General features: G+C 59.4%; 11 protein-coding genes. 4 read left to right on the top strand and 7 right to left on the bottom strand.

Going from position 1 to position 12,330, the window contains the following annotated elements; genetic code table 11:
* Positions 1 to 10: 10 nt before the first annotated feature.
* Complete coding sequence (locus tag NT137_04330) at positions 11 to 379, bottom strand: hypothetical protein (GenBank protein ID MCX6652566.1); 369 nt, start codon at positions 377 to 379, stop codon at positions 11 to 13.
* Between the two features lie 95 nt (positions 380 to 474).
* Here NT137_04330 and thiD point away from each other — a divergent pair, with 95 nt between their 5' ends.
* Complete coding sequence (gene thiD, locus NT137_04325; protein MCX6652565.1) at positions 475 to 1,785, top strand: bifunctional hydroxymethylpyrimidine kinase/phosphomethylpyrimidine kinase; 1,311 nt, start codon at positions 475 to 477, stop codon at positions 1,783 to 1,785.
* Positions 1,786 to 1,797: 12 nt separating this feature from the next.
* Complete coding sequence (locus NT137_04320; GenBank protein MCX6652564.1) at positions 1,798 to 2,961, top strand: glycosyltransferase; 1,164 nt, start codon at positions 1,798 to 1,800, stop codon at positions 2,959 to 2,961.
* Position 2,962: 1 nt separating this feature from the next.
* On the opposite strand, the gene NT137_04315 is transcribed toward NT137_04320, so the two are convergent.
* Complete coding sequence (locus NT137_04315) at positions 2,963 to 4,135, bottom strand: glycosyltransferase family 4 protein (GenBank protein MCX6652563.1); 1,173 nt, start codon at positions 4,133 to 4,135, stop codon at positions 2,963 to 2,965.
* Between the two features lie 114 nt (positions 4,136 to 4,249).
* Between NT137_04315 and NT137_04310 the strand changes: the two genes are divergently transcribed.
* Positions 4,250 to 4,840 carry a hypothetical protein gene (locus NT137_04310; GenBank protein ID MCX6652562.1) on the top strand — a complete coding sequence of 197 codons (591 nt, stop codon included), beginning with the start codon at positions 4,250 to 4,252 and terminating at the stop codon, positions 4,838 to 4,840.
* 64 nt (positions 4,841 to 4,904) lie between these two features.
* On the opposite strand, the gene NT137_04305 is transcribed toward NT137_04310, so the two are convergent.
* Complete coding sequence (locus tag NT137_04305) at positions 4,905 to 5,822, bottom strand: FKBP-type peptidyl-prolyl cis-trans isomerase (protein ID MCX6652561.1); 918 nt, start codon at positions 5,820 to 5,822, stop codon at positions 4,905 to 4,907.
* Between the two features lie 121 nt (positions 5,823 to 5,943).
* Here NT137_04305 and NT137_04300 point away from each other — a divergent pair, with 121 nt between their 5' ends.
* The gene (locus NT137_04300) at positions 5,944 to 7,782 is read left to right on the top strand and encodes a threonine--tRNA ligase (GenBank protein MCX6652560.1); all 1,839 of its coding nucleotides are present in this window, start codon (positions 5,944 to 5,946) and stop codon (positions 7,780 to 7,782) included.
* A gap of 45 nt (positions 7,783 to 7,827) precedes the next feature.
* Here the strand turns inward: NT137_04300 and NT137_04295 are convergent, their stop codons facing one another.
* The 4 genes from NT137_04295 to NT137_04280 are packed head-to-tail and all read right to left on the bottom strand — an operon-like array spanning position 7,828 to position 12,286.
* A complete protein-coding gene (locus NT137_04295) occupies positions 7,828 to 8,925 on the bottom strand; it encodes an isocitrate/isopropylmalate family dehydrogenase (protein ID MCX6652559.1) in 1,098 nt (365 codons plus the stop codon).
* A gap of 2 nt (positions 8,926 to 8,927) precedes the next feature.
* Entirely contained in the window at positions 8,928 to 9,425 is a 498-nt protein-coding gene (locus NT137_04290; GenBank protein MCX6652558.1) for a 3-isopropylmalate dehydratase small subunit, read from the bottom strand.
* Positions 9,426 to 9,430: 5 nt separating this feature from the next.
* Positions 9,431 to 10,690 (bottom strand): 3-isopropylmalate dehydratase large subunit, encoded by a 1,260-nt coding sequence (locus NT137_04285; GenBank protein ID MCX6652557.1) that lies wholly within the window; start codon positions 10,688 to 10,690, stop codon positions 9,431 to 9,433.
* 6 nt (positions 10,691 to 10,696) lie between these two features.
* Positions 10,697 to 12,286: a 2-isopropylmalate synthase gene (locus tag NT137_04280; GenBank protein MCX6652556.1), complete on the bottom strand. Its 1,590-nt coding sequence runs from the start codon at positions 12,284 to 12,286 to the stop codon at positions 10,697 to 10,699.
* Positions 12,287 to 12,330 lie beyond the last annotated feature (44 nt).

The following is a 12,330-nucleotide window of genomic DNA, read 5'->3' as shown; positions in this document are numbered from 1 at the left end:
CCCCGGAGCATCACTCTTCGACGGAGGACAGGGCGTTCCACTCCACCTCGTGGTCCACTCCGCCCTTACTGAGGATCTTGCTGATCTTCTCTGTTATCCTCACCACTTCGCTGCTGCTGGCCGTGCCCCGTACGTAGAATTCCTTGCGCGTCAATGGGAAGACCAATCTCATCCGGCCCTTGCGGTTGTAGCCCTCGGGCTTGCTGTTCCGCTGCAGCTCCGTTTGGTTGAGGTGGATGAACATCTCCAACACCTCCTTGTCCTCAGGCATCTGGTCCGTCTCCTCTAGGAAGGTGGTGAGGACCTCGGGGAACACCTTGGCTATATCGCGGTAGTCTTTTCTGCCTTTCAGCACGAAATGCCCGCTAATGGCCTTCATTAGCATTTTGATGAGGCGGAGGATACTTAACTTTTCCGTGGCGAACCCTCCTCTTGGCGCGATTGACTTTAAATCGCTGGAGTCGATAGAGGTTCATGGTCGTGGCTCTCGCCATAGCAGGCTCCGATTCCATCGGTGGGGCGGGCATCCAGGCGGACATCAAGGCCATGGCCGCGGTGGGAGTGCATGCCGCCACGGTCATCACCTGCATAACCTCCCAGAACACCCAACGGGTCTCGGACATCCTACCCATTCCCTTAGAGCATGTGCGATCGCAGCTGGAGATGGTGCTGGCCGATGCCAAGGTCAAAGCGGTCAAGACCGGCATGCTCTACAATAGGGGCATTGCGCACCTGGTGGCCTCCAGGCTCAAAGGGAAAGGATTCTCTTTGGTCGTGGACCCGGTGCTGGTGGCGGGAGTGGGGGATTCGCTGCACCAGGAGAACCTGGTGGAGACGCTGAAGAGGGAGTTGCTGCCCCTGGCCAGCTGTGTCACCCCCAACCGCCACGAGGCGGAGGTGCTCTCGGGTCTGAAGATCGTCGACCGGGAGGAGGCGAGGAAGGCGTGCGAACGCATCTCCCGCCATGGCCCGAAAGCAGTGCTGCTCAAGGGCGGGCACTTCGAAGGGGAAGCAGCCGTCGACATTCTGTACTCCGAGCACGAGTTCACCGAGCTTCGCTATCCACGCATTCTGATCAAGGTCCACGGGAGCGGGTGCGACCTATCATCTTTCATCACGGCCTACCTTGCGAAGGGGATCGAGCTGAAGGAAGCGGTGGTGCAGGCCAAAGGGCGCATCGCCGAGGCCATCGAATCGCATTACCCGGTCGGCAAGGGGCTGGAGATCGCGGACCCCCTGGCCAGTCTGAGAAGGGAGGAACAGCGATACTCGGTGATGTTGTCGCTCAAGGAGGCGACCGATGAGCTGGAGCGCATCCTTTCCCGGGAATGGGTGCCAGAGGTGGGCATCAATTTCGTCTACGCTCTGCCGCAAGCGCGCTACTTTGAGGATGTCTGCGCGCTTGAAGGGAGGATCGTCGGTTCAGGAAAGAAGGTCGCTCGTTCGGGCTGCTTCGCCTTCGGAGCGTCAAGACACGTCTCCAGGATCGTGCTCACGGCCATGCATTTCGATCCAAAAGCTCGCTCGGCCCTCAACCTACGCTATTCTCAGACCCACGTGGATCAGATGAAGGAATCCAGACTGAAGGTTGCCAGTTTCGATCGGGAGGATGAGCCTGAGGGAGAGAAGACCATGGAATGGGGCACTCGGACCGTCATCGAGCGGACCGGGAAGGTGCCTGACGTGATCTTCGACCGGGGTGGAGTGGGGAAAGAAGCCATGATCAGATTGTTGGGACACGACCCCCAGGACGTGCTCCGCAAGCTGAAGAGAGCGATCCGCTGATTGGTGGTGCGATTGAAGATTGCGATGTTCACGGACACATATCTGCCCTCCCGCGATGGGGTGGTGACCTCGGTCCTCACCACCAGCGCCGAGCTCAGGAGCCTTGGGCACGAGGTCTTCATCTTCGCGCCCGATCCCAGTCCGGGCCAGTGCAAGGAGGAAGGGGTCCGCTACTTCCGGTCCATGAGCTTCAGCCGCTACTCCGGATATCGCATTCCGTTGTTCCCGACCAACAAGTGCGAGCTCCTGCGTGAACTGGACGTCGATGTCATTCATTCCCAGGGTCTGCTGTTCATGGCCCTGCGCTCCATGTTCGCAGGACGCACACTCAAGCTGCCTGTGGTGACTTCATTCCACACCATGGTGACTGACGCGGCCCAGTACTACAACTTCACGCCTTTCCCCGACGGGATGGTGAGCCGGTTGATGTGGATCTACCTGCGCAACCTGCTGCAGCGCTCAGAGGCGGTCATCGCGCCTACCATGGCCATAGAGCAGGAGCTGAGGCGATATGCGCCGCACATGCGACGGATAGAGGTGATCCCCACGGGCGTGGATTCGGAACGATTCCATCCAAGGAACGATGGTTCAGTCATCCGGGCGAAATATGGTCTTGAGGGGAAGAGGGTCATCCTCAACCTGGGACGTATCGCCTGGGAGAAGAACATGGACCTGGTCCTGAAGGGCTTCTCCGAGCTGAGCCAAGATGACCAGAACGCAGTGCTGATGGTCGTAGGGGAGGGACCGGCCAAGGACCACTATGTGCGGATGAGTCGGGAAATGGGCCTTGCGGAAAGGGTGATCTTCACCGGTTTCGTTCCGGATGATGAGCTACCCTCCTACTACGCAGCCTGCGATGTCTTCACCATCGCCTCGAAGTTCGAGACCCAGGGGCTGGTGGCTTTGGAGGCCATGGCCAGCGGCAAACCGGTGGCGGGGATCGACTACCGGGCGGTGGCGGAGATCGTCCACGACGAGGAGAACGGCTACCTTTTCTCGGAAGAACCCGGTGAATGGGCCGGGGCAATCAAGCTTGCCCTGGCGGCCGACGATCGCCTAAGGCGGAACGCCAGGATGAGGGCGGAGCAGTTCTCCATCCACGGAGCGACCAGGAAGCTCGTGGAAGTGTACGAACAGGCGATCCGTTCCAAGCTCCAGCGGGTCGGGCTGGACTGAACTAGCCCAGAGCCTCGTAGGAGCGCACCCATTCCTTGGCTATCACATCCCAATCGAAGTGACTCAGCGCCCTTTCCCTGGATGCCTCCTCCAGTCTGCCTCTCAGCTGTTGGTCCTTGAGGACGAGAAGCAACTTCTCTGCCAATCTGTGTGGGTCCCTCGGTGGAACGATGAAACCGCAGTCCTCGGACACTATCTCCGGGTTTCCTCCCACTGAGGTGGCCACGATGGCCTTTCCGGAGCCTAGCGCCTCGTAGAGCACCACCGCGCTCGGTTCGTAGAGAGAGGCCAGAGCGAACACGTCGGCCAGGCAGTAGTACTTAGGGATCTCCTCCTCCGGTATGCCCGTGACGAAATGCACCTCGTCCCGCATCCCTAGCTCCGCGGCTTCCCGCATGAGCATGCTCTTCAGGGGGCCTTTGCCGATGACGACCAATTGAGCGTCGTTGACCTCCTTCCGCACCATGGACATGGCCTTCAGTAGCACCGGGAAGCCTTTCTGCTCGATCAACCGGCCATTGGAGAGCACGACCGGCCCCGGTCCTATCCTCAATTTCTCGCGGACCTCGCTAGTGTCGAGTCCTGGCCGGAAACGTTTGGTGTCGACGCCGTTGTAGACCACCGTGCACTTGTGTCGGTGCTCGGGAGGAATGGTGTCCTCCATGGCCGCCTTGCTCACGCAGTTGATGCGGTCACAGCTCTTGAACACCATCCGGCCCATGACCTGGTCGAAGACCCCACCCCAGTAGTCCACGCTCTTGGAGATGTTCCTGGGCCGAGCGTTGTGTATCGTGAGCATCAGATGCGATTTCAACGACCGTTTGACGGTGAAGTATGTCCTGGGCGAATACCAGAAGCGATTGTGCACGTGGCATATCTCCGCCCCTCTGCACTCCCGTTTCAGGTCCGCATTCAGGCGTGGAACCAGTGTGTAAGGCGGTGGCAGGAAGCCTGGCAGATGCTCTAAGTAGAGGGAGAGAGAGCGGATAACCTCGACGCCTTGGATCGTCTCCCTCTTCACCCCTTTTGCCTGGGGGATCATGGAAGTGAGCACCTGCACTTGATATCCGTGGTTGCTCACCAGTCGGCTGCCCACTTCCAGTACCACCTTCTCCGTGCCTCCGAAGTAGGGGAAGAACAGAGGATCGAGCATGCATACCTTCAGACTGACCACCGGGATGGCCCGGTCATCGTTTTGTCCGGATATATTATTGAGCTAGTTCCTAGGCCTCTTTCCCAGCATCCGGGACGAAAACAATAATACCCAGCAGGAGTTCAGTTAGCTCGAATGTTCGACATCGGGGAGTGGATCCACGATCTTCTTTCGCCTCTGGGCATCGAGGGTCTGCTCATCTGCATCTTCCTGCTGTTCTTCATCGACTCCATTGTCTTTCCAACCCTGCCGGAGCTGTTCACGGTTATCGTCTTCATGGTCCATCCTCAAGCCTGGTTCGCCGGCGCGATACTGGTAGTCATCTTGCTGGCGGAATTCCTGGGCTTCAGCACGCTCTATTTCATTATGACCAAAATCGAGGTGCCACGCTGGATCCAGAACGTGATCACCCGCTACACCTGCTTCCTCATCGTCAAGGATGAGAAGGTGGTGCTGGTGAATCGCATTGCGCCGGTGGTGCCTTTCATCGGGGCTTTCGCGGCCGTGCTCAAGTGGAGCTACAAGAAATGCGTCTTGTACACCTTCGCCGGGGGCTTCCTCAAGTACGGCGCCATCCTGGCAATGAGCAACCTATTCTTCGTCTACCTCTCCAGCGGCATGGCGCAGACTGTAACCTTGGCCCTGATCATCATAATCATAGCCATCTCATTCGCGGTCAGTTATTGGCGCAGGAAGCACCCGCCGATAAAGTGCGATCTGAAATGACCGACATGAGGCTGACTAGAATTCTATCCAGTGCAAAGTCAAGGAGAGGTGAAAGGGGTTTGGATCACGAGACGAATGCCACCATGGTCACCGTGAAGTATATCGTCACGCCCACCAGCTCGCCGTTGTAGTTCATCCGGAAGGTGCCTCCCGCCGAGTCCACCATATCCACTATGAACGTGCTCACTCCCGGTCCGACGCCTTTGATCTTGCCCGCGTTGGCAGGGGTCAACAGATGCTGCACCTGGATCACTCCCTGCCCGCCGTTGGCGGTGGAGTCGATGGAGGTGACCTCCGCATACCAGCCAGTGGACGGACTGCCGAGGGGCTCTCCATACATCGCCACTCTCTGTCCGAGGCGCGGCGAGTTCATCACGCACACCAGGTCCGCATTCGGGTCGGCGCTGAGGACGATGGCCTCCCAATGCCAGGTAGGGTCCACCACGGTCTTGAACGCCACCGGCGCCTCCGCGTACCGAGAGGTGAAGACGCTGTAGTTCATGTACTCGAACACCGAAGTCACCTGGGTCAAGGGCACATACTTCAGCTTGCTCTGGTCCATGGGCCCGTAGCCCTTCTCCGGCGGTACGGCGATGACCTTTGTCTGCCCCACTGTCATACTAACGACCCCTTGATCGAAGCCTTTTATCATGGTTCCAGCGCCCACGGTGAACTGGAGAGGCAGGTATTGGCTGGCCTGACGCAGCTGGAAGGTGAGTGATTTGGGATAGCGAGCATCGTCCGATGCCACGGAGTAGAGGGATGTGTCGAACACCCTACCATCGGAGAGCTTGCCGATGTAGTCCACCTTGATAACATCCCCTACATTCACCCTCCTCACGTTCGCGCCCTGCGAGCTGTTACCTCCCTGGACCAGGAGGATGACGACACTGCTGGCGCTCACCATCAGGACCGCTACGAGGACGATGAGGGTGACGTTGGCCGCCGCCAGGACGTCCCGCCTGAGCTTCTTGGAAATCATGCTGATACTTCCCTGCGAATCCCTTTTCCTCTTATAAACCTTGCCAACTGGGGCGAGGGTGTGAAGAGAACCAACCTTCGCCTCTAACTTAAATATCCGACAACCGTTACTTTCGGACTCGATGAAGACCCTCTACATCCACGCTGACTATATGGAATTCGAGGTCAAGAAGCCAACCCCCGTGGCCGAGGAGATCGACGAGGACCACCGTAAGGGTAGGCTCGAAGAGGTTCTCGTGGCTTTCATCACCGTCGAGAAGCAGGACGAGGGCAAGGTCGAGCAGGTGGCCTTGGAGGCCGCTCAGGACCTGGCTGCGACCGCAAGGCAGATCGACGCCCAGCGCATCATGCTCTACCCCTACGCTCACCTGAGCCCACAGCTCTCCGACCCCAAGACCGCTAAGGATGTGCTACGAGCCTTAGAGAACAAGCTCAAAGGAATGGACGTGGAGGTGATGCGCGCTCCCTTCGGCTGGTACAAGGCCTTCCGCATCAGCTGCAAGGGCCATCCTTTGTCCGAGCTCTCACGAGAGATCCTAGGAGAGGAGGTCAAGGCTGAGCCGAGGGGCAAGGAGAGCTTCATCGTCCTCACCCCTGATGGTATGGAGCACGACCCGGAGGGCTTCGAGGGTGGCAGTGAGTGCTTCCGCATCATGATGCAGAAGGAAGCTCTGAAAAAGGAGCAGCCTCTGCCTGGCGAGGTGAAGTACCTGCGCCTGTGCAAGAAGTTCGGCATCCAGTGGGAGCCGATGAGCGATGTGGGACACATGTGCTTCACTCCCAAGGGCGCGCTCATCATGGACCTGGTCTCCGATTATTCAAGCAAGGTGGTGAACGAGCTCGGTCTGCCTCTGTACACTGTAAAGGGAACGAACATGTTCTCTCTTGATGAGCCGCCGGTGAAGGAGCATGCGGCCCTCTTCGGCGACCGCCTGTATATGATACCGGGCGAGAAGCGCGATTTCGTAATGCGTTACGCGGCCTGCCACCAGCAGTTCGCCATGATGCGCAACTGGAACATTTCCTACAAGCAGCTGCCCTATGGCGCTTTCGAAGTGGCGGATGCTTATAGACTGGAGCAGTCCGGTGAGACCATGCTCTGCTTCCGCACTCGGCGCATGAACATGCCCGACCTGCACGTCATCTGCAAGGACATCCCCGAATCCGAGAAATGGTTCGAGAACCTGGACGGGAGGATCTATGAGGAGGCGGAGAAGCTGGGCCGGGACTACGAGATGCTGGTGAACTTCTCCTCCAAAGATGCCTATCGACAGCACAAGGACATGCTCATGAACATAGTGCGTAAGCACAACAAGCCGGCTTTGCTGCACTTCTACCCCGAAGGCATCAACTACTACTGGACGGTGAACATCGAATACCACATCCTGGACGATCTGAAGCGAGCGCGGGAGATTGGCACGGTTCAGATCGACATCGGGAACGCGAAGAGATTCGGAATAACCTATACGGATGAGAAGGGGCAAAAGGTGTACCCGATCATATTGCACACGGCGGTCATCGGCACCCTGGAGCGCTACATCTACACCATCCTCGATACGGCCGTGCAGATGGAAACCAAGGGGAAGACCGGGGTGCTGCCGACCTGGGTGGCGCCAGAACAGGTCCGCCTGCTCAGCGTGGGCGAGCAACATGTGCCCAAGGCCAGGGAACTCGCCGACGTGATCCAGAAGGCCAAGGTCCGGGTGGGCGTGGACGACCGCGGCGAGACCGTGGGCAAGAAGGTCAGGGAGGCCAAGCAGGACTGGGTCTCCTACGTCGTGGTCATCGGGGAAAAAGAGATGACCTCCGCCACCCTGAGCGTGTACGACCGAGCGCAGAACAGGAACGTGGACATGACCCTGGAGCAGTTGGTCCAGCGGGTGCAAACGGAAGTGGGGGACATGCCCAACCGACCGATGTACCTGCCACGCGAGCTATCGCTCCGGGTCGACTTCTCGTAGTAAGGAAAGCGAAGGGGAACGGTTTCTTGGGGCTGGACGCCCCGTTCACATCTTTCTGATCTCGGCCGCCACGGCGTCCCCGACCTCGTGCGTCCTTGCCTTGCCGCCCAGGTCTTGGGTGTAGATACCTTTGGCGAACGTGCGACGGACGGCTTCCTCCACCTTGTCGCCAAGCTCGGGTTTGCCCAAGTTGTCCAGCATCATCTTGGCCGCCAGGATCGTGGCCACCGGATCGATCACGTCCTGCCCCTTGTACTTAGGAGCGGAGCCATGTACCGGCTCGAACATGCTCAGGCCCATGGGATTGATGTTGCCGCCCGGGGCCAATCCAAGTCCGCCGGTGACCTCGGCCAGCAGGTCGGTGAGGATGTCGCCGAACATGTTGGGCGTGGCCACGATCCGGAACTTGTCCGGGTTCTTGACCAAGGCCATGGACATGGCGTCCACGAACATGTACTGCACCTCCATGCCCGCCTGCTTGCATTTCTCGTCCCAGACCTCCCTCCACATGGAGTAGATGTTGCTGAGCACGTTGGCCTTGTCCACCACGGTGATCTTCTTCTCCCCCGCCATCTTGGCCTGCTCGATGACGTAGGCAGCGAAGCGCTCCACATTCTTCTTGGACATGATACCGATCTCGAAGGCGTAGTCGTCGGTGTTGCTGGCCGTGGCCTCGAGGTCGATGCTGAGGTCGTAGAGCTCTCGCTCGATGTCCAGGGTCATGGAGCCCGCACCTTCCTTGAACCTGCCCCCCGCTCCGATGTAGAAGTCCTCGGTGTTCTCCCGGAACACATCGATCTTGAAGTCCACGTCCCTCTTTAGGCGACCGAATGGCTTCCAGAGTTGTGCTGGACGATGATTCACGTACTGGTCGAGGGTGAAGCGCAGCTTGAGCAAGATGCCCTTCTCCAGGATTCCAGGCGGAATGCGGTCGTCGCCTATCGCTCCCAGAAAGATGACGTCGAACTTGCGCAGAGCTTCGACATCCTCATCCGTCAACAGCTTGCCCGTGCGCAGATACCGCTCCGAGTTGATCTCCATCTCCTGGAAGTCGAACTGCACCTGGTGCGTCTCCTCTAGCGCCTTGAGCACCTTCAGTCCCTCGTTCACCACCTCCGGTCCGATGCCGTCTCCTGGCAGCACCGCTACTTTGAACTTCTCTTCGCCTCCTTGATCTTGGCCATCAGGCCGCCCTTGTCGATGAGCTCCTTCACGAAGGGCGGGAAAGGCGGGAAGCTCCATTCCTTTCCCGTCCTGAGGTTTTTGATCGTGCCCTTCGCCAGGTCGATGGACAGCTCGTCACCCTCGTCCACATCGACCTTGCATTCCACCAGCAGAAGCCCCACATTGATGGAGTTGCGGTAGAATATTCTTGCGTAGCTCTCAGCCACCGCGCAGGATATGCCCGCCTGCAGCAGCGCTCGGGGCGCATGCTCCCGGCTGGAACCGCAACCGAAATTGCGCCCTGCCACGATGATGTCGCCCTTCTTGATCTTGCCTGCGATCTCAGGCCGCGCTTTCTCGAAGACGAAGGTGCCTAGCCGGTCGTTGTTGTTACTGGTGAGCCTCTCGGCGGGAATGATCTGGTCCGTGTCCACGTGGTCCCCGAACTTCCACACCTTACCTCGCATGATCTCCGCCATGATCCTCACGCCCCTTCTGGCGCCACGATCCGACCGGCGATGGCACTCGCCGCCACCACCGCCGGGCTTGCCAGATACACTTCCGAATCCTTGTGCCCCATGCGCCCGATGAAGTTGCGGTTGGTGGTGCTGACGCACCTCTCCCCTTTGGCTAGGACGCCCATGTGCCCGCCCAGGCAGGCGGCGCAGGTCGGACCGGAAACGAACGCCCCGGCTTTCACGAACTCCACCAGCAGCCCTTCCTCGTCCGCCTGGCAGTAGATGCGCGAGCTCGCCGGGACGACGATCATGCGAACGCCCTCGGCCACCTTCTTTCCCCTGATGATCTCCACGGCGATCCTCAGATCTTCGATCCGTCCGTTGGTGCAAGAGCCGAGGAAGGCCTGGTCGATGATCACGTCCACCTCGCTCACCGGCTTCCCGTTCTCCGGCAGGTGGGGCATGGCCACCATCGGTTGGAGCTCCGTCAGGTCGTAGTCCATATCTCTCACGTAATGCGCGTCAGCATCAGGCGCTACCGCCTGATACTTGCCTTTCGCATGCCGCCGAACGAAGTGCATGGTCTCCGAATCGGCAGGAAAGATGCCCGCCTTTGCACCGGCCTCGATGGCCATGTTGGAAACGGTGAAACGATCCGCCACCGGGAAATGCGCCAAACCCTTTCCCCCGAATTCCAGGGTCTTGTAGTTCGCTCCGTCCACCCCGATGTCCGTGATGAGCTTGATGATCAGGTCCTTGCCCATGACGTACTTGCCCAGCCTCCCCGAGAGCGAGACCTTGATGGACTCAGGCACCTTGAACCATAACCTGCCTTCGGCAAAGACCGCCGCCGCCTCGGTGCTCCCTACCCCCGTGGCGAAGGCGTTCAACGCGCCATAGGTGCAGGTGTGGGAATCCGCGCCGACGATGAGACGTCCTGGCGCCACGAACCCCTCGTCGATCATGACCTGGTGGCAAACGCCCCCTCGCCCGACCTCGTAATAGTTCTTGATCTTCCAGCGCCGGGCAAAACGGCGCATCTCCGCCGCCTGCTCGGCCGAGGCGATGTCCTTGTTCGGGACGAAGTGATCCGGGACCAGGACGATCCTCTCCCGTTTCGGTTCGCAGTGCAGCTCCTCGAACTCACGGAAGGCGAGCGGACCGGTGACGTCGTTCACCATGACGAAGTCGACCTCCGCATCCACTATATCGCCAGCATAGGCGTCGCTGTTCGACTTCTTCGATAGGATGTTTTCGGAAATGGTCTTGCCTTTGGCCTTGGCCATGGGTCTTCACCCTTTTCCATGAGCTTTCTTTCGCGCGTAGAGCCGGTCGATGGCCTCGATGGTCGCTTCCACGCTGGTATTCACGATGTCAGTGCCCACACTCTTTCCCACCGACATGATCTTGCCATCCCCGTCCAGCTTCACCTTGACGCTCACTTCGCACAGCGCGTCGCTTCCGCCAGTGATGGCCGCCAGACGATACTCCTCCAGGGCGACCTTGTCCTTCAGGACGGAGCGGATGGCGTTGAGGGCGGCGTCCACCGGACCGATACCGGTCTGCGAACCCCGATGCACCTCACCGTCCATCTCCAGCGCTACCACGGCGGTGGGAGTGATGTTCACGCCGGTGAAGACGGCGAATTCCTTAAGCTTTATCTTGCGCGGTGTGTCCTCTTGGCCAGCGAAGTGGTATGCCAGGGCGACCAGTTCCGCATCGTCCACGTGCTTGCCGCTCTCCGCCAGCCTCTTGATCTCGTCCACCACCCTGGTCAGTTGCTCCTCGCCCACCTCCACTCCGTACTCGGACAGCTTTTCTTTGACCGAATGGGCACCGGTGTGCTTGCCCATTACAATGGAGCGCTGCATCCCCACCAGCTCTGGGGACATAGCCTCGTATGTGCTGGGGTCCTTGAGCACGCCGTGAACGTGAATTCCAGATTCATGCGCGAAGGCGTTGTTGCCCACGATGGCCTTGTTGTCCGGTATGGGGACGCCGGTCACCCGGGACACGGTCTTCGAGATGAAGCCGATCTTGCGCGTGTCGATGTTCGTTCGTGCGCCATAGAAGGCCATCAGACCGAGCACCACCTCCTCCAGGGAGGCGTTGCCCGCCCTCTCGCCCAGGCCGTTCACGCACACATGCACCTGTTGCGCGCCGTTCTGCACGGCCACGAGGGAGTTCGCCACCGCTAGGCCGAAATCATCGTGGCAATGGATGCTCAGTGGCACCTTGGTGACGGGCATGACCTCGCGGATGAGGTATTCCATCGCTTGCGGGGACATCGTCCCTACGGTATCCGGGAGATTGATCTTGTCCACCTTCGCCCCCTGGACCGCCTGATGCATCTCCTTCAGGAAGTCGAGCTGGGTCCGGGTCGCGTCCTCGCAGGAGAACTCCACCGTCAGGCCATGGCTCTTGGCGTATTCGATCGACTCGACCGCCTTCGACTTGACCTGGTCCGGGGTCATCTTCAGCTTGTTCTTCATGTGTATCTCGCTGGTGGCGATGAACGTGTGCACGTAGTCCAGTCCGCAGTCTATCGCCGCATCGATGTCCTCCTGCCGGCATCGTGCTAGCCCGCAGATGCGAGGCTTCAGTCCCGCGGCGGCGATGCGTTTCACCGCCTGCCTTTCTCCCGTTGATATGATGGGGAAGCCTGCCTCGATCACGTCCACGCCCAGATCGCTCAGCAGCTCTGCGATGCGCAGCTTGTCCTCGCAGGACAGCGCCACGCCCGGAGTCTGCTCTCCGTCCCTGAGCGTGGTGTCGAATATCGTCACCTGTTCTGGGACATCGGCATGGCTGATCATGGCGTTGAAGTGACTGGTGTATATCCCTTTTCTCTCCGGGAAACCCTTGTCAGGCTTGTTGGACATTCAATTCACCTTCAGACCGACACCGGCCCGATAGAACCAGGCGC

The organism is Methanomassiliicoccales archaeon, assembly GCA_026394375.1.
Classification (GTDB): domain Archaea; phylum Thermoplasmatota; class Thermoplasmata; order Methanomassiliicoccales; family UBA472; genus JAJRAL01.
Note: the sequence above shows the minus strand (reverse complement) of the source record. Positions and strands in the feature narration are given on the sequence as shown.

Coding starts and splice junctions, on each gene's coding strand:
- NT137_04280 (MCX6652556.1), bottom strand. CDS start 12,286: ATGTCCAACAAGCCTGACAAGGGTTTCCCGGAGAGAAAAGGGATATAC.
- NT137_04305 (MCX6652561.1), bottom strand. CDS start 5,822: ATGATTTCCAAGAAGCTCAGGCGGGACGTCCTGGCGGCGGCCAACGTC.
- NT137_04290 (MCX6652558.1), bottom strand. CDS start 9,425: ATGGCGGAGATCATGCGAGGTAAGGTGTGGAAGTTCGGGGACCACGTG.
- NT137_04285 (MCX6652557.1), bottom strand. CDS start 10,690: ATGGCCAAGGCCAAAGGCAAGACCATTTCCGAAAACATCCTATCGAAG.
- NT137_04330 (MCX6652566.1), bottom strand. CDS start 379: ATGAAGGCCATTAGCGGGCATTTCGTGCTGAAAGGCAGAAAAGACTAC.
- NT137_04300 (MCX6652560.1), top strand. CDS start 5,944: ATGAAGACCCTCTACATCCACGCTGACTATATGGAATTCGAGGTCAAG.
- thiD (MCX6652565.1), top strand. CDS start 475: ATGGTCGTGGCTCTCGCCATAGCAGGCTCCGATTCCATCGGTGGGGCG.
- NT137_04310 (MCX6652562.1), top strand. CDS start 4,250: ATGTTCGACATCGGGGAGTGGATCCACGATCTTCTTTCGCCTCTGGGC.